Raw genomic sequence first — 17728 nt, forward strand, 5'->3', positions numbered from 1 at the left:
CAGTGGGTCGAGGTTATGCGTTTCATCTGAGTCTGATTTTTTTCAGGCGTCGAACTTGCTGCATTGAATTGCGGCCCATCACATATGGCAAATACGCAGCACGGGCAACACAGGACGGAACCTGTGCTCACGGGTGGCTTCATATGACGTGAATATTCACCCAGGAGCGCGTCTTGACCAGTGCCATCCCGCCTGTCGGCCCGGTAACGCCGGTATCGGCCAGTGTTTCATTGAATGTACTGACCATGAACATGCACATGGGCTTTGGCATTTTCAATCGCCGCTTCATTCTTCCAGAGTTGCGTGAGGCCGTACGCAGTGTATCGGCCGATATCGTATTTCTTCAGGAAGTGCACGGTGAACACCATAGCCATGCCCGCAGGGTCAAGGACTGGCCGACGATTTCGCAGTACGAGTTTCTCGCCGACAGCATGTGGAGCGACTTTGCCTACGGCCGCAACGCGGTGTACCCGGACGGCGATCACGGTAATGCGCTGCTCTCCAAGTACCCCATCATCCAGCATGAAAACCTCGACGTTTCCATTGATGGCACCGAGCAGCGCGGTTTGCTGCACTGCATTCTGCAAGTGCCTGATCATGGCCAGGTGCATGCGGTCTGCGTGCACCTGGGGTTGTTTGAAAGCCATCGGCGCCAACAGCTGAAACTGCTTGCCCAGCTCATGGACCGCCTGCCTGAAGGTGCGCCGGTCATTGTGGCAGGTGATTTCAATGACTGGCGCCAGCGTGCCGATGCGTTGTTGCAGGGCACCGGGCTGCACGAGGTGTTTGTACAGCGCTTCGGCGCTCCGGCGAAAAGTTTTCCGGCCCGCTGGCCGCTGCTCCGGCTGGACCGGATTTATGTGCGCAACGCGACTTCCCACAGGCCGAAAGTATTGTCCAGTCGACCGTGGTCCCATCTATCCGATCATGCGCCGCTGGCGGTGGAGGTGACCCTATGAACAATACCAAAACGCCGTGGTGCGATGGCAACTCGGTCGAGCTGCTGATCAATGGCGAAGATTTTTTCACCCGAGTATTCGAGTGCATACGCGCCGCCCGCAAAGAAGTGCTGATCGAAACCTTCATCATCTTTGAAGACCGGATCGGCGAGGGCCTGCAGCAGGCGCTGCTGCAGGCGGCCGCCAATGGCGCGAACGTGGTGGTCACGGTGGATGACTACGGCACTTCGGATTTGAGTTCTACCTTTGTCAGAACCATGATTGACGCCGGCATCCAGATTCAGTTGTTCGACCCGCGCCCGCGTTTCATGGGCATGCGCACCAACCTGTTCCGTCGCCTGCACCGCAAGGTGGTGGTGATCGACGGCGAGCTGGGCTTTATCGGCGGCATCAATTACAGCGTCGATCACATGACCGACACCGGCCTGACCGCCAAACAGGACTACGCCGTTCTGGTACGCGGCCCGATCGTTGGCCGTATCCATCAGAGCGCGATGAACATGCTCAGCAAGGCAGTGCGCGCCAAACTGACGCCCACGCCGCTCAAGCTGGACCGTGCCGGTGACGCGCAGATGCTGCTGGCCGAACGTGACAATGGCGAACACACCACCGATATCGAAGAGCAATACCTCGAGGCGATTCGTGGTGCGACGCAACGCATTACCCTGGCCAATGCCTATTTCTTCCCCAGCTACCGTTTTCTGCGCGAACTGCGTAACGCATCACGGCGCGGCGTGAAGGTCACGCTGATTCTGCAGGGCCAGCCGGACATGCCGTTCGTGCGGGTCTGTTCGCGTCTGACCTACACCTACTTGCTGCGCGACGGCGTGGTCATCCATGAGTACAAGCAGCGCGCACTGCACGGCAAGGTGGCGCTGATCGATCAGGAATGGTCCACGGTCGGCTCCAGCAACCTCGACCCGCTCAGCCTTGCACTTAATCTGGAAGCCAATCTGTTCATTCGTGACAAGGCGCTGAATCAGCACCTGCAAGGCCACTTGATGGAGCTTGCCGCTGCGCACAGCACACAGATGAGCCTGAAGGGCGCGGCACGCGGTCAATGGTGGCGGGCGCCGATGATCGTCTTGAGCTTCTTTTTTCTGCGCCGTTTTCCGGCGATTGCCGGTCTGTTCCCGGTTCACGGCGTGCGGCTCAAGCCCTTGCGTGCCGGCGATGTGGTGCCTGAAGCCAAAGTGATCGAGCAGCAGCAGAACAATCATCCGCTGGACCAGGAGAAAACCTTATGACTCAGGCCGCGAGCGCAGCGCCGCAAAGTGCGCATAGCGCCAAATGGAAGTGGGCGAAGCGGGCCTTCACTGCGTTTTTCTTCATCGCCGTGCCGGTCCTGCTGTTTATGCTGGTCAAGAATCTGGACTGGCAAGAGGTCAAGAAGGCGTTGGCGTCGTATAAGGCCAGCACGCTGGCCATCGCTGTGGTGGTTGCATTCGCCAGCTATGCGACCTATTGCGGGTTTGACATCCTGGCGCGTTATTACACGCGTCATAAGTTGTCGATCAAGCAGATCGTGCCGGTCACGTTCGTCTGCTATGCATTCAACCTCAACCTCAGTTCGTGGGTTGGCGGCATCGCCTTGCGTTATCGACTCTACTCACGGCTGGGGCTGGAGGTGTCGACCATCACCCGGATCCTGAGCCTGAGCCTGATTACCAACTGGCTGGGCTATATGCTGCTGGCCGGGTTTGTGTTTTCGATGCGTTTTCTGGAACTGCCCGAAGAGTGGTCGATTGGCACCACGACCCTGCAATTGATTGGTTTTGGATTGTTGGCGGTGTGTTTTTCCTACCTGCTGGCCTGTCGATTCTCCAAAAAACGCTCATGGACGATTCGTGATCAGGAATTCAACCTGCCTTCGATGAAACAGGCGCTGATGCAGGCCAGCCTGGGCGCATTGAACTGGGCGCTGATGGCCGCGGTGATTTACACCCTGCTGCCTGACAAGGCGTTTTATCCGGCGATTCTGGGGGTTTTGCTGATCAGTAGCATAGCCGGCGTCATCACCCACATCCCGGCCGGGCTTGGTGTGCTTGAAACAGTCTTCATCACCTTGCTCTCGCATCAGTTTTCAAAAGGCAGCCTGCTCGCCGCGCTGATTGGCTACCGGGCTATCTACTTCCTGCTGCCGCTGATGATTGCCTTGGTGGTGTATCTGGTGCTGGAAAAACGTGCGAAAAAAATGGGCGAGAAGAACCAGCGGCGGATGGGGCAGGAGGCGAATTCCTGAGTGATCAATTCCACAAGGTATGGCCGCCTGTGGAAGCGACCGGGGCAGCGTCCTCAATCATCAAACCCGACCTGCTCATGTATCTCGTCAACCTTCAGTTCCAGGCGATACGCCACTGCGATGAACAGCGCCTGACACAGGCACAGTGTCGCGCTCAGCGAGCGGAAGGCGAACGAGCTGCCTTCGTTGACCAGCAACACCGAGTTGGCGCGTTTGGCCAGTGGCGACAGGTTGCTGTCGGTGATGATCAGGGTTTTGGCCTGATGATGCTGGGCAATGCGCAGACAGTGCTGGGTTTCCTTGCCGTAGGGCGTGAAGCTGATGGCAATCACCAGATCGTTGGCGCGTACGCTGCGCATCTGTTCGCGGTAACTGCCGCCCAAACCTGAAATCAGGTGGATGCGCTTGTTGGTGTGTTGCAGGTTGTACACCAGATAATCCGCCACAGCGAACGAGCGTCGTACGCCCACCACGTAGATGTTGTCGGCATTGACCACCAGATCCACAGCCTTCTCGAATTCCTCATCGTCCAGATCGGCACTCAGGCGTTCCAGCCCGGACAGAGTGGCGTTCACGCACTCGCGTGCCAGATCGCCAGCGCTGGCTTTCTGCGACTTGTTGACGATCATGCTGCGGATGCGCTGCTGGTAATTCTGCACCGGCGTGGTCTTGTGCGTGTAAGCCTCGCGAAACAGGGTCTGCATCTCGCTGAAACCGCTGAACCCGAACCGCTGGGAAAAGCGCACGATGGCGGACGGATGAACCTCGCACTCGCGCGCGATATCACTGATCCGGTCGACCATGATGCGGTCGCTCTGCTGGCTCATGTAACTGGCAATACGCTTGAGCTGGCGAGGCAGGCCGTCGTACTCGTTGGTGATCAGCTTCAGCAGCCCTTCGGCACTGGTCGGTGGCACGTCGACGCTGGTCTCGGGCAGAGTAGGCGGGTCGGCGCTGGTCATATTCAAATCCTTTCTGCTTGTTCTTTGCGGAGCACTGGGTGGCAGTCGCGCCCCTGATGAGGGAGCTGCTTTTGGCAGGAGCACCAACTATATCCTACCTGTCTGCGCAGAGTGCCAGCACTTGAGCGATTCTATAGAAAAAATATTCCACTAAAAATAATTATAGAATAAATATTGATTGATGCTTCGCGACGTTTTAGGCTGCATTCACAAAGGCAGCTTGTGCACCTGATGCACGCGCTGCAGGCTGATAAAAATAACAGGAGCCACCATGGGCCAGACACGCTTTGCCACTGGGCGTCAGTTGGATCTGATTTGCCTCGGACGCCTGGGCGTCGATCTCTATGCGCAGCAGGTCGGCGCACGACTTGAAGACGTTTCCAGTTTCGCCAAATACCTCGGTGGCTCATCGGCCAATATCGCCTTCGGCACCGCCAGGCTGGGTCTCAGGTCGGCGATGCTCAGCCGGGTGGGCGACGACCACATGGGGCGTTTTCTGCTCGAGTCGCTGGCTCGCGAAGGCTGTGACGTCAGCGCCGTCAAGCGCGATCCCGAACGCCTGACCGCCATGGTGCTGCTGGGCCTGAAGGATCGCGAAACATTCCCGTTGGTGTTCTACCGCGAAAACTGCGCAGACATGGCCCTGCGCGCCGAAGACATCGACGAACAGCACATCGCATCCAGTAAGGCGCTGCTGATCACCGGTACGCATTTCTCGACGGACCAGGTGTTCAAGGCCAGCAGCCAGGCGCTGGATTATGCCGAAAAGCACAACGTCAAACGGGTGCTGGATATCGACTATCGGCCGGTGCTTTGGGGCCTGGCCGGAAAGGCGGATGGCGAAACGCGGTTCGTTGCCGACCAGAAGGTCAGCCAGCATGTGCAGCGCATTCTGCCGCGTTTCGACCTTATCGTCGGCACTGAAGAAGAATTCCTGATTGCCGGTGGCTCGACCGATTTGCTCGGCGCACTACGCACCGTGCGTGAACTGACCGCCGCAACGCTGGTGGTCAAGCTCGGGCCGCAAGGCTGCACGGTGATTCATGGTGCCATCCCGGCGCGCCTGGAAGACGGAGCGATCTACCCCGGCGTGCGGGTCGAGGTGCTCAACGTGCTGGGCGCCGGTGATGCGTTCATGTCCGGTTTCCTCAGCGGCTGGCTCACGGAGGCCAGCGACGAACGTTGCTGCCAGTTGGCCAATGCCTGTGGCGGGCTGGTGGTGTCGCGCCATGCCTGCGCGCCGGCCATGCCGACGCCTGCCGAACTCGACTACCTGTTCAACAGCCCGGAGCCGATCACCCGGCCGGATCAGGACGTGATATTGCAGCGCCTGCATCAGGTCAGCGTACCGCGCAAACAATGGAAACAACTGTTCATCTTCGCCTTCGATCATCGCGGGCAACTGGTCGAACTGGCCCAGCAGGCCGGACGCGATCTCAACAGCATCAGCCAGCTCAAACAGTTGTTTGTACAAGCGGTCGAGCGTGTCGAGGCGGACCTGCACCAACGCGGCATCGAGGCTGATGTGGGTCTGTTGGCAGATCAGCGTTTCGGTCAGGATTCGCTCAACACGGCCACCGGTCGCGGCTGGTGGCTTGCGCGTCCCGTGGAGGTGCAAGGTTCAAGGCCTTTGGCGTTCGAGCATGGGCGCTCCATTGGCAGCAATCTGATCAACTGGCCGCAAGAGCAGATCGTCAAGTGTCTGGTGCAATATCACCCAGACGACGAACCGATGCTGCGTCTGGAGCAGGAGGCGCAAATCAAGGCGCTGTATGACGCCTCGAAAGTCAGCGGTCACGAGTTGCTGCTGGAGATCATCCCGCCCAAGGATCATCCATCGGCTCATCCGGACGTCATGCTGCGTGCCTTGAAGCGCCTGTACAACCTGGGTATTTATCCGGCCTGGTGGAAAATCGAGGCGCAAAGTACAGAGGTCTGGCAACAACTGGACGAGCTGATTCAGCAGCGCGATCCTTACTGTCGTGGTGTGGTGCTGCTCGGGCTCAATGCGCCGGTCGAAGAACTCGCTGCCGGTTTTGCACAGGCGCGCAACAGCCGTGTGTGCAAGGGTTTTGCGGTCGGCCGGACGATCTTCCGAGAGCCAAGCCGGGCCTGGATGGCCGGCGAGATCGACGATGCGACGCTGGTCAGCCAGGTGCAGAGCACGTTCAGCGGGTTGATCGAGTCGTGGCGCGAAAGCCGCGCCTGAATGGCAGTGATGCAGCGACGACAACGCAACGCTGTATCAACACAACGCAATAACAAAAAAGGTACAACCATGCCTGTTTCAGCTTCCACGCCCAAGATCCGCATCGGTATTAACCCGATCTCCTGGAGCAACGACGACTTGCCGGCCCTTGGCGGCGAAACACCGTTGAGCACTGCCCTGAGCGAAGGCAAGGACATCGGTTACGAAGGTTTCGAGCTCAACGGCAAGTTCCCCAAGGATGCCAAGGGCGTCGGCGATGTGCTGCGACCTTACAGCCTCGCGCTGGTCTCCGGCTGGTATTCAAGCCGTCTGGCGCAGCGCTCGGTGGCCGAGGAAATCGAAGCCATTACCCCGCACGTGCAGTTGCTCGCCGAGAACGGCGCTTCGGTGCTGGTGTACGGCGAAGTGGCCGACTCCATTCAGGGCCAGCGCATCCCGCTGGTCGAACGACCGCGCTTTCACAGCGATGCGGCGTGGCGTGAGTACGCCGAAAAACTCACCGAACTGGCGCGCTTCACCCTGTCCCGTGGCGTGCGTCTGGCGTATCACCATCACATGGGCGCTTACGTCGAATCGCCTCAGGACATCGACAAGCTGATGGCACTGACCGGCAACGAGGTCGGGCTGCTGTTCGATTCGGGGCATTGCTATATGGGCGGCGGCGAGCCTTTGCAGGTGCTGGGCAAACACATCGAGCGCGTTTGCCACGTGCATTTCAAGGACGTGCGCAAACCTGTGGTGCAACTGGCGCGCAACAATCTCTGGAGCTTTCCGGACTGCATCATCAATGGCACGTTCACGGTGCCCGGCGACGGCAACATTGATTTTTCGGCACTGCTCAAGGTGTTGTTGCAGGCCGACTACAGCGGCTGGCTGGTGGTCGAGGCCGAACAGGACCCGGCGGTAGCGCCCAGTTATGTGTATGCCAAAAAAGGCTACGACACGCTGCGCCAACTGCTGGCCGATGCGCGATAGCGCTGATGCCTGATAAGGAGGATTGAATCATGAGTCTGCTGACCAAAAGCAAACCCGAAGGCCGTGACGTCGTGGCACTTGCCCCCGGCGCCCTTGAATACGTGGGCTTTGCCGCCTATCGCCTGGAGGCCGGAGAGCATCTGTCTCTCAGTGCAGAAGAACACGAGTTGTGTGTGGTATTGCTCGCTGGCCGCGCCAGTGTGACTGGCGAAGCACCGGGGCAGGGCGCTTTCAACTGGGAGAACATCGGCGACCGGCAATCGGTGTTCGAAGAAAAGTCGCCGTTCGCGGTCTACCTGCCACCCCACAGTCAGGCAGACGTTGTCGCGCAGGGGCCGGTGCATCTGGCGGTGTGTCGTGCCCCCGGCGATGCTGGCAAGCGGCTCCCGGCCCGGTTGATTCAGCCCGCCAGCATGAAACGCAGCGTGCGCGGCAAAGGGGCCAACACGCGCTACGTGTGCGACATTCTGCCGGACACCGAGTCGGCCCATTCGCTGTTGGTGGTCGAGGTGCGCACGCCTTCGGGGCATTCCTCCAGCTACCCGCCGCACAAGCACGACAGGGACAACCTGCCGCACGAGAGCTTTCTCGAAGAAACCTATTACCACATGGTCAACCCGCCCCAGGGCTTTGTCTTTCAACGGGTTTATACCGACGATCGCAGCATCGATCAGGCCATGGCCGTGGAAAACAACGACCTGGTGACGGTGCCCAAGGGCTACCACCCGGTGTCTGTGCCCTACGGTTACGAATCGTATTACCTGAACGTGATGGCCGGCCCGACGCGCGCCTGGCAGTTCAATAACGATCCGCAGCACAGCTGGCTGCTGGATCTTTAACCCCCCTTTTTGCTTAGGAGTCATGCAAATGAGCGAATCACCGGTAATCGGCCACTACATCAACGGACAGTCGAACAACGGCGATGGCGAGCGTTACAGCGACGTCTTCAACCCAGCCATCGGTACGGTTCAGGCGCGTGTCGCGCTGGCCAGCGTCAAGACGGTGGATGAGGCCGTCGCGTCTGCCAAAGCGGCATTTGCCGGCTGGGCCGATCAGTCGTCGTTGCGCCGGGCGCGGGTGATGTTCAAATTCAAGGAGCTGCTGGACCAGCACCATGACGAGCTGGCGCAGATCATTTGCCGCGAGCACGGCAAGGTGCTGTCCGATGCCCGCGGTGAAGTGGTGCGCGGCATCGAAATCGTCGAGTTTGCCTGCGGTGCACCCAACCTGCTGAAAAGTGATTTCAGCGACAATATTGGCGGTGGTATCGACAACTGGAACCTGCGCCAGCCACTGGGCGTCTGCGCCGGGATCACGCCGTTCAACTTCCCTGTCATGGTGCCGCTGTGGATGATCCCCATGGCACTGGTGACCGGCAACTGCTTTATCCTCAAACCTTCCGAACGTGATCCGTCGGCCAGCCTGCTGATGGCCCGGCTGTTGAAAAAAGCCGGTTTGCCAGACGGCGTTTTCAATGTGGTGCAGGGCGACAAGGTGGCGGTCGATGCCTTGCTGCAACACCCCGACATAGAAGCTGTTTCGTTTGTCGGTTCGACGCCGATTGCCGAGTACATTTATCAGCAGGGTACTTCCCGTGGCAAGCGCGTGCAGGCGTTGGGCGGCGCCAAGAATCACATGATCGTGATGCCCGACGCTGACCTGGATCAAGCCGCCGACGCGTTGATCGGCGCCGCCTATGGTTCGGCTGGCGAGCGTTGCATGGCCATCTCCATTGCCGTGGTGGTGGGCGACGTGGGCCAGCGCCTGATCGACAAGCTGCTACCACGCATTGACCAGCTTAAGGTCGGCAATGGTATGCAGGCTGACTCGGACATGGGGCCGCTGGTCACTGCCGTGCACAAGGCCAAGGTCGAAGGGTTCATCGATCAGGGCGTGAAAGAAGGTGCGAAGCTGATTGTCGATGGGCGCAATTTCAGCGTGCCGGGTGCCGAGCAGGGCTTTTTTGTCGGCGCAACGCTGTTCGACAACGTCACCCCGCAGATGCAGATCTACAAGGAAGAAATCTTCGGTCCGGTGCTGGGCATCGTGCATGTGGCGGATTTCGCCAGCGCCGTCGAGCTGATCAATGCCCACGAATTCGGTAACGGCGTGTCGTGCTTTACCAGCGATGGCGGCGTGGCCCGTGCGTTCGCACGCACCATCAAGGTCGGTATGGTTGGCATCAACGTGCCGATTCCGGTGCCCATGGCCTGGCATTCGTTTGGTGGCTGGAAACGCTCACTGTTCGGCGACCACCACGCCTACGGCGAAGAAGGCCTGCGTTTTTACAGCCGCTACAAAAGCGTCATGCAGCGCTGGCCGGACAGTATTGCCAAAGGGCCGGAATTCAGTATGCCGACCGCTAAATAATCTTCAATCAATGGAATGTTGCGGAGAACAATAACAATGAGTCATCCCCTGCGTTTCGCCCTTAATCGAATGGTCGCACCACGCCTGTCGCTTGAGGAATTTGTCGATCTGGCTGTGAAGCTGGGTGCCGACGCCATCGAAATCCGCAACGACCTCAAAGGCATCGAGATCGAAGACGGCACCGCGCCAACGGTGGTTGCTGATCTGTGTGCTGCCAAAGGCGTACAGGTGCTTTCGATCAACGCGCTGTACCCGTTCGATGTCTGGAATGACGAGCGCAGTGCCCAGGCCACGAAGCTTGCGCAATACGCACGTGCCTGTGGTGCCAAAGGGCTGGTGCTGTGCCCGCTCAACGACCGCGCCGACCCGCGCAACGGCGCGCAGCGTGCCGCCGGGTTGCGCACGGCGTTGACCGCACTGGCGCCGATTCTCCGTGAACACGGCATCCTGGGGTTCGTCGAGCCGCTGGGCTTCGAGGAATGTTCCCTGCGCCTCAAGCGTCAGGCCGTGGATGCGATCAGGGCTGTCGGTGGGCTGGATGTCTACCGGCTGGTTCACGACACCTTTCATCACCATCTGGCCGGCGAGGTCGAGCTGTTTCCCGAGCTGACCGGGCTGGTGCACATCTCCGGTGTCGAGGATGCACAGGCACCCCTCAACAGCATTCGCGACGGCCACCGCGTGCTAGTAGGGGAGGCTGACATTCTGGGCAATGCTGCACAGATCGAACGATTGCTGGACAGCGGTTATACGGGGCATCTGTCGTTCGAGCCGTTCGCCGAAAGTGTCCATGCGCTGGAAGACATTCCACAGGCAATCTCGGCGAGCATGGCGCATTTGTCACGAGCTGTTTCGCAGCGTCACTGATTTGATTTCAGCCGTCAGGTCACCTCAAACCCTGGCCACCTCAAACAAGAACAAGGTGCGAACATGAGTACAACCCGACTGACCATGGCTCAGGCCCTGGTAAAGTTTCTCGATAATCAGTATGTCGAAGTCGATGGCGTGCAGAGCAAGTTCGTCGCGGGCATTTTCACCATCTTCGGCCATGGCAATGTGCTGGGCCTCGGCCAGGCGCTGGAGCAGGACAGCGGCGATCTGGTGGTTCATCAAGGTCGTAACGAGCAGGGCATGTGCCACGCCGCCATCGGTTTTGCCAAACAGCACCTGCGGCGCAAGATCTACGCGTGCAGCTCCTCGGTGGGGCCGGGCGCGGCGAACATGATCACCGCCGCGGCAACGGCGTCCGCCAACCGGATTCCGCTGCTGCTGTTGCCGGGCGATGTCTATGCCAGCCGCCAGCCTGACCCGGTGTTGCAACAGATCGAGCAGTTCCATGACCTGAGTATCAGCACCAACGACGCCTTCAAGGCGGTCAGCAAATACTGGGACCGCATCAACCGCCCCGAGCAACTGATGAGCGCAGCGATCAATGCCATGCGCGTGCTGACCGATCCGGCCGAAACAGGCGCGGTGACCCTGGCCCTGCCTCAGGACGTGCAGGCTGAGGCCTACGATTACCCGGACAGCTTTCTGCAAAAGCGCGTGCACCGTATCGACCGTCGCCCGCCCAGCAAGGCCATGCTTGACGATGCGTTAAAGCTGCTGGCCGGCAAGCGCAAACCGTTGCTGATCTGCGGCGGCGGTGTGCGTTACTCGGGCGCGGCTGAAGCGCTGCAAGCCTTTGCCGAGCGCTTTGACATCCCCTTTGCGGAAACCCAGGCAGGCAAGAGCGCCATCGTGTCGGCGCACCCACTGAACATGGGTGGGATCGGCGAAACCGGCACGGTGGCGGCCAATCGGCTGGCAAAAGAAGCTGATCTGATCATTGGCGTAGGCACCCGTTACAGCGACTTCACCACGGCGTCGAAATGGCTGTTCCAGAACCCGGATGTGCAGTTTCTCAATATCAACGTCGGCGCTTTCGATGTGCAGAAACTCGACGGCGTGCAGTTGCTGGCCGATGCGCAGTTCGCCTTGCAGGCGTTGAGTGAAGTTTTGCAGGCCAGTGACTACCGGGCTGCCTGGGGCGACGCGCCACGGGCGGCGCGTGCCGAACTGGACGCCGAGGTTGATCGCCTTTATGCGGTCGAGTACCAAAGCGAAGGTTTCGTCCCGGAAATCAACGACCATATGGCCCCGGCCGTGCTGCGTGACTTTATCGAACTGACCGGTTCGTGCCTGACCCAGAGCGGCGTGCTGGGCATTCTCAACCAGAGCTTGCCGCCCGATGCAGTCATCGTTGCCGCCGCCGGCAGCCTGCCGGGTGATCTGCAGCGAGCGTGGCGCAGTACCGGCGTCGATACCTATCACGTTGAATATGGCTACTCGTGCATGGGTTACGAGGTCAACGCCGCACTGGGCGTCAAGCTCGCGGTGCCGCATAGGGAGGTCTTCGCGCTGGTCGGCGACGGCTCCTACATGATGCTTCATTCGGAGTTGGCGACCTCGATTCAGGAGCGGCGCAAGATCAACGTGGTGTTGCTCGACAACATGACCTTCGGCTGCATCAACAACCTGCAGATGGAACACGGCATGAACAGCTTCGGCACCGAGTTCCGTTTCCGCAACCCGCAGACCGGCAAGCTCGATGGCGACTTCGTGCCGGTGGATTTCGCCATGAGCGCCGCGGCCTATGGCTGCAAGACCTACAAGGTCAGTACCGCCGAGCAGCTGCACCAGGCGCTCGCCGATGCCCGGCTTCAGACCGTCTCGACGCTGATCGACATCAAAGTGCTGCCCAAGACCATGATTCATAAATACCTGTCGTGGTGGCGGGTCGGTGTCGCCGAAGTGTCGACTACCGGCACCACCGCGCAGGTGTACGACACGCTCAACCGCGAGCTGGCCAAGGCGCGTCAGTACTGATCACTTTTATCGTGCAGCGCCCGTGACCCGTTCACGGCAACACCAATAACAGGCAACAACCAATAAAAAAAGGAACCTGAACATGGCATTGAAACTCGGCGTGATCGGCACAGGCGCAATCGGTCAGGATCATATCCGGCGTTGCAGCAAGACACTGGTCGGCAGTCAGGTGGTGGCCGTCACCGACATCAATCTGGAGCAGGCAGCCAACGTGGTGCGTGATCTGGGCATTGGCGCCGAAGTGTATGCCGACGGGCACGCATTGATCGCCGCGCCGGATGTCGAAGCGGTGCTGGTCTGCTCCTGGGGCCCCAGCCATGAAGAGTACGTGCTGGCGGCCATCGCCGCAGGCAAGCCGGTATTCTGTGAAAAGCCGCTGGCGGTCACTGCCGAAGGCTGCCGGCACATCGTCGAAGCCGAGATCGCCAGTGGAAGGCGTCTGGTGCAGGTGGGTTTCATGCGCCCGTATGACCAGGGCTATCGCGCGCTCAAGTCAGTGATCGACAGCGGCCAGATCGGCGAGCCGCTGATGCTCCATTGCGCCCACCGCAACCCGCGTGTGGGCGAGAATTACAAGACCGACATGGCCATCACCGACACCCTCATTCACGAGCTCAATGTGCTGCGCTGGCTGCTCAATGACGACTACGTTTCGGTGCAGGTAGTGTTCCCGCGCAAGACCGGCAAAGCCCTGGCGCACATCAAAGACCCGCAGATCGTGATGCTGGAAACCGCCCGCGGCACGCGCATTGACGTCGAAGTGTTCGTCAACTGCCAGTATGGCTACGACATCCAGTGTGAAGTGGTTGGCGAGAGCGGCATTGCCAGACTGCCTGAGCCTTCTCAGGTGCAGTTGCGCAGCGAGGCCAAATTGTCCAACGCGATTCTGATGGACTGGAAAGATCGCTTCATTGCCGCCTATGACGTCGAGTTGCAGGACTTCATCGACGGCGTAAAGGCAGGCACGATCTACGGCCCTTCCGCCTGGGACGGCTACGCCGCTGCCGTGGCCGCCGATGCCTGTGTACTGGCACAGAACAATGGCGCTGTGGTGCCGATTACCCTGGCCATGCGTCCGGCGTTCTATGCCTGACCGTTTTTCCGGCAACCCGGACATCTCTCGACAAGAATAAAAGGGAGGCATCATGCGTATTGCACTGGACCCTTACATGTATCGCCATCTGTCCCTCGGGGCGATGGTCGATAAAACCGCGGAACTGGGCTACGACTACATCGAGCTGTCGCCGCGTGAAGACTTCATGCCGTTTTACAAGTATCCGCGCGTGGACCGGGCGCGGATCAGAGAGTTTCGCAAGGCCCTGAGCGACGCGGGCGTGAAGCTCTCCTCGCTGCTGCCGCTGTACCACTGGGCCGCGCCCGATGAAGACCTGCGCATTGCCGCCGTGCGCAACTGGAAGCGTGCCATTGAGGTGGCGGTGGAAATGGACTGCGACCTGATGAATACCGAGTTCAGCGGGCAATCCGATCATGCGCTGGTCTGCGAGAACCAGTTCATGAAGTCGATGGACGAACTGATGCCGCATTTCGAGCGCGAAGGCATAAAGCTGGATATTCAGGCACATCCCTATGACTTCTGTGAGCGCAATAACGAATCGGTAGACATCATTCGCGGGCTCGATCGCGACTGGATCAACTACCTGTACGCTGCGCCCCACACTTTTTTCTACGATGATGGCGTGGGGGATATCGCCTCCATGCTGCGTTACGCAGGCGACAGGCTCACGCACCTGATCATTGCCGACACCTATAATCATCGGGCTTCGTCCAACCTGCGCTACATCGTCAACCCGCCCGGCGTGACGGCGACCGTGCATCAGCACCTGGACATCGGCCAGGGCGAGGTGAACTGGGAAGCGTTTTTCTCGACACTCAGGGACATCAAGTTCGACGGTATCGCCACGGTGGCTGTATTTGCCTGGGAAGAGCGCGCCGATGAGTCGAGCCGATTCATGCTCGAACGGGTCAAAAGTGAGCTGCTGCGCTGATACAGTGGCAGCGACGACACAACCGATGGCTGCGGCCTGAGGTTCATGGACCACAGGAGATATCCATGCGAGCAGGGCTGGTGGGCTACGGCAAAGGGGGGCGTTACTTTCATGCGACGCTGATTTCAAGTGTGCCCGGTGCCACGTTTGCGGGCGTGGTGACCCGTTCGCCTGAACGAAAGCAGGACGTCGCCAATGATTATCCCGGCGTTGCGACGTTCGACACGCTGGCCGAACTTGTGGCTGCCGGGGTCGATGTGGTGATGATTTCCACACCGCTGGCATCACGGCGAGCGTTGATTCTGGAGGCTATCGAACTGGGCGTGGCGGTGGTCAGCGATAAACCCTTTGCCAATGATGCCGCGCAGGCGCGTGAACTGGTGGAGGCTGCCGAGCGGCGCGGGGTGCTGCTCAGTGTTTATCAGAACCGGCGCTGGGATTCTGACTTCCTCACCGTGCGTAAGCTGATCGACAACGATGCGTTGGGCGAAATCAGCCGCTTCGAGTCCAGCATCGAGCGCTATTCGCCGCGCTCCGTCGGCAAGGCCAGCGGTGGGGGCATGTTGCGCGACCTGGGCAGTCACCTCGTGGATCAGGCGCTGGTGCTGTTCGGACCGGTCGAGCGGGTGTACGGCGAATTGCGCTTCGCCGCCGCCGACGAAGAGCTGGATCACACGTTTTTCGTCGCGCTGACCCATGCCAATGGCGTGGTCTCGCATTTGTCCGGCAGTTGCCTGCAAAACACCCCCAAGCCGCGCTTCCGAGTCAGTGGCTCGAAGGGGTGTTACAGCGTCGACGGGCTGGACGGTCAGGAAGAAGCCGCGTTTGCCGGCCTGACTCCACGGTCCGAAGGCGAGCGCTGGGGCGTCGAAGAGCATAGGCGCTGGGGCTGGTTCGAGCAGGGCGATCATCGCGAACGCGTGCCCTCGGAGCGGGGCTGCTGGCTTGAGTTCTACCAGCAACTGCAATGTGCAGTGGACGAGCAGGGCAGCAACCCGGTCAACCCCCACGATGCAATCGCCTCGGCGCAGGTCATGGACGCAGCACGCCTGAGCGCCCGCGAAGGACGGGTTGTGGTGCTGTAGACATACACACTCATGACTCACCCTCGAGCCGATGCTTCGCGTCGGCAAGCTAGTCATACTCGCACCACAGTGTTTTTGATGTGCTTTTCAACCACGATGGCATTGACGACGCGGATTGCGACGTAAGTGACGGCTGAGTCCTGGCGCTGATCCGGGGGATGCGAGGCAGGACGCCGAGCAAGCCGCATCGGGCCAAGGATGGCCCGTTGCGGCGACCCCCGGATCAGTGTCAGGGCGAAGGAACCCGACGAAGTCGGGCCGGAAACGGAGCCAGGATTTTGCATACTTTGATCCTTCAAAGTATGTCGCCGAGGGGCGAAAAGGTGCCTTGAGTCGTAAACATATCCAACTGACATCGTAGAACCGCTGTGTGACGCGGAGCGTCAAGAACTGCATGCCCACGCGGAGCGTCGGCACGATAGTCATACGGATCAGTGTCAGGGCGAAGGAACCCGACGAAGTCGGGCCGGAAACGGAGCCAGGATTTTGCATACTTTGATCCTTCAAAGTATGTCGCCGAGGGGCGAAAAGGTGACCTGAGCCGTGAACATATCCAACTGACATAGCAAAACCGCCGTGTGGCGCAGAGCGTCAAGAACTGCATACCGACGCCGAGTGAAGGCCCGCTAGTCAAAACCCGACGCCTGACACGTGTCGGGTTTTGGCATTTCTGCACTGAATAAAAATGAAATGGAATAAAATTCTAAAATCAGTTGAATTGGAAAATATTTTCCAATAGAGTCGTTTTCAGGTTACCGACTATCGAATCACCCGGGCATGAAGTCATTTTTCAGGCCACGGGGAACAAGCCAACAAAAACAAAACAAAAGATAGGTACTGTCGATGAAAACCCCCACTTCTGGCTTGCCCGCCAAGCTTTCTGTCACCTCGTCATTCTGGATCCGGCTCATGGAGCGATTTCTCACGATCGTCGCCCGTGGCATGTGCGTACGGCACAAGGACGCTCAACTGTTCTGCATCCCGGGTGCAACGGGCATTCGTCTGCCTCGCTGATTGGCTTTACTGTCGCTCCCGACCAATGGTTATCAGATCCAAACAACAACAAGAATCTGGAGAGCCCTCATGAAAACCAAGCTTGCTTTCACCTCACTCGCCCTGGCATTGATGCTCGGCAGCGGCGCTGCGCTGGCCGATATCAAGGTCGGGGTGGCCATGTCGCAATTCGACGACACCTGGCTGACCTATCTGCGTCAGGACATGGGCACCAAGGCCAAGAGCATGTCTGACGGCGTAACACTGCAATTTGTTGATGCCCGCGCCGACGTCAACAAGCAGATCGATCAGGTCAAGGAACTCATCAACAAGAAAGTCGACGCCCTGATCGTCAACCCGGTAGACACCGCCGCTACCGCGCGTATCACCAAGGAAGCCGTCGCCGCCGGCATTCCGCTGGTCTACGTCAACCGCCGCCCGGATGACTCCAAGCTGCCAGCAGGCGTAGCCACCGTAACATCCGACGACACCGAGGCTGGCCGTCTGCAGGCGCAATATGTCGCCGACAAAATGGGCGGCAAGGGCAGCGTGATGATTCTCTTGGGGGATCTGGCCAACAACTCCACGCAAAACCGCACCAAGGGCATCAAAGAGGTGCTGGCCAAATACCCTGATATCAAGATCGACCAAGAGCAGACCGGCACCTGGCTGCGCCAGAAAGGCATGGACCTGACTAATGACTGGCTCACTCAAGGGCGCAAATTCAATGCGGTTCTCGCCAATAACGACGAAATGGCCATTGGTGCTGCGATGGCACTGAAGCAGGCTGGAGTCGACAAAGGCAAGGTGTTTGTCGCTGGTGTCGACGGCACACCCGATGGCCTCAACGCAGTGACCAAAGGTGATCTGACAGTATCGGTTTATCAGGATGCCAAAGGGCAAGCCGATGGCGCGATTGATGCCGCTGTGAAAATGGCCAAAAAAGACAAAGTCGAGCCACAGGCAATCGTCATTCCGTATCGTCTGATCACGCCTGAAAACGTCTCCACTTTCAAATAACAACAGTCGACAGGCCAGGGAGGGAAGGGCGATGTCCTC

The 17728-nt window shown here is 59.3% G+C and carries 14 protein-coding genes; 13 read left to right on the top strand and 1 reads right to left on the bottom strand.

Annotation, left to right across the window (positions count from 1 at the left end; all coding sequences use genetic code 11):
- The first annotated feature begins 173 nt into the window (after positions 1-173).
- Genes QRN38_RS04335 through QRN38_RS04345 form a run of 3 tightly spaced genes read left to right on the top strand, consistent with a single transcriptional unit; the run spans position 174 to position 3201 of the window.
- Complete coding sequence (locus QRN38_RS04335) at positions 174-959, top strand: endonuclease/exonuclease/phosphatase family protein (RefSeq protein WP_010204659.1); 786 nt, start codon at positions 174-176, stop codon at positions 957-959.
- Positions 956-2206, top strand: a complete 1251-nt coding sequence (gene clsB, locus QRN38_RS04340; protein ID WP_044390327.1) for a cardiolipin synthase ClsB — start codon at positions 956-958, stop codon at positions 2204-2206. Before QRN38_RS04335 ends, clsB begins: the two co-directional genes overlap by 4 nt.
- Entirely contained in the window at positions 2203-3201 is a 999-nt protein-coding gene (locus tag QRN38_RS04345; RefSeq protein ID WP_007245358.1) for a lysylphosphatidylglycerol synthase domain-containing protein, read from the top strand. Before clsB ends, QRN38_RS04345 begins: the two co-directional genes overlap by 4 nt.
- Positions 3202-3254: 53 nt before the next feature.
- On the opposite strand, the gene QRN38_RS04350 is transcribed toward QRN38_RS04345, so the two are convergent.
- Complete coding sequence (locus QRN38_RS04350; protein ID WP_005619235.1) at positions 3255-4163, bottom strand: MurR/RpiR family transcriptional regulator; 909 nt, start codon at positions 4161-4163, stop codon at positions 3255-3257.
- A 271-nt stretch (positions 4164-4434) separates the two neighbouring features.
- Between QRN38_RS04350 and QRN38_RS04355 the strand changes: the two genes are divergently transcribed.
- The 10 genes from QRN38_RS04355 (at position 4435) to QRN38_RS04400 (ending at position 17689) form a co-directional block, all read left to right on the top strand.
- Positions 4435-6372 carry a bifunctional 5-dehydro-2-deoxygluconokinase/5-dehydro-2-deoxyphosphogluconate aldolase gene (locus tag QRN38_RS04355; protein ID WP_007245359.1) on the top strand — a complete coding sequence of 646 codons (1938 nt, stop codon included), beginning with the start codon at positions 4435-4437 and terminating at the stop codon, positions 6370-6372.
- A 69-nt stretch (positions 6373-6441) separates the two neighbouring features.
- Entirely contained in the window at positions 6442-7347 is a 906-nt protein-coding gene (gene iolE / locus QRN38_RS04360; RefSeq protein WP_057418934.1) for a myo-inosose-2 dehydratase, read from the top strand.
- A 29-nt stretch (positions 7348-7376) separates the two neighbouring features.
- Positions 7377-8186 carry a 5-deoxy-glucuronate isomerase gene (gene iolB / locus QRN38_RS04365; protein WP_005765020.1) on the top strand — a complete coding sequence of 270 codons (810 nt, stop codon included), beginning with the start codon at positions 7377-7379 and terminating at the stop codon, positions 8184-8186.
- 28 nt (positions 8187-8214) lie between these two features.
- A complete protein-coding gene (locus tag QRN38_RS04370; protein ID WP_057418935.1) occupies positions 8215-9717 on the top strand; it encodes a CoA-acylating methylmalonate-semialdehyde dehydrogenase in 1503 nt (500 codons plus the stop codon).
- Positions 9718-9753: 36 nt separating this feature from the next.
- Positions 9754-10584, top strand: coding sequence for a TIM barrel protein (locus QRN38_RS04375; protein WP_005765016.1), 831 nt, complete (start codon positions 9754-9756; stop codon positions 10582-10584).
- Between the two features lie 63 nt (positions 10585-10647).
- On the top strand, positions 10648-12585 hold the full coding sequence (iolD, locus tag QRN38_RS04380; protein ID WP_011104587.1) for a 3D-(3,5/4)-trihydroxycyclohexane-1,2-dione acylhydrolase (decyclizing): 1938 nt from the start codon (positions 10648-10650) through the stop codon (positions 12583-12585).
- Between the two features lie 82 nt (positions 12586-12667).
- Entirely contained in the window at positions 12668-13678 is a 1011-nt protein-coding gene (iolG, locus tag QRN38_RS04385; RefSeq protein WP_044390334.1) for a bifunctional inositol 2-dehydrogenase/D-chiro-inositol 1-dehydrogenase, read from the top strand.
- A gap of 52 nt (positions 13679-13730) precedes the next feature.
- On the top strand, positions 13731-14591 hold the full coding sequence (locus QRN38_RS04390) for a sugar phosphate isomerase/epimerase family protein (protein ID WP_007245364.1): 861 nt from the start codon (positions 13731-13733) through the stop codon (positions 14589-14591).
- 65 nt (positions 14592-14656) lie between these two features.
- Positions 14657-15676, top strand: a complete 1020-nt coding sequence (locus QRN38_RS04395) for a Gfo/Idh/MocA family protein (RefSeq protein ID WP_057418936.1) — start codon at positions 14657-14659, stop codon at positions 15674-15676.
- Between the two features lie 1083 nt (positions 15677-16759).
- A complete protein-coding gene (locus tag QRN38_RS04400; protein WP_057416894.1) occupies positions 16760-17689 on the top strand; it encodes a sugar ABC transporter substrate-binding protein in 930 nt (309 codons plus the stop codon).
- Positions 17690-17728: the final 39 nt, after the last annotated feature.

This window comes from Pseudomonas sp. CFBP2511, from assembly GCF_030209255.1.
GTDB lineage: Bacteria > Pseudomonadota > Gammaproteobacteria > Pseudomonadales > Pseudomonadaceae > Aquipseudomonas > Aquipseudomonas avellanae.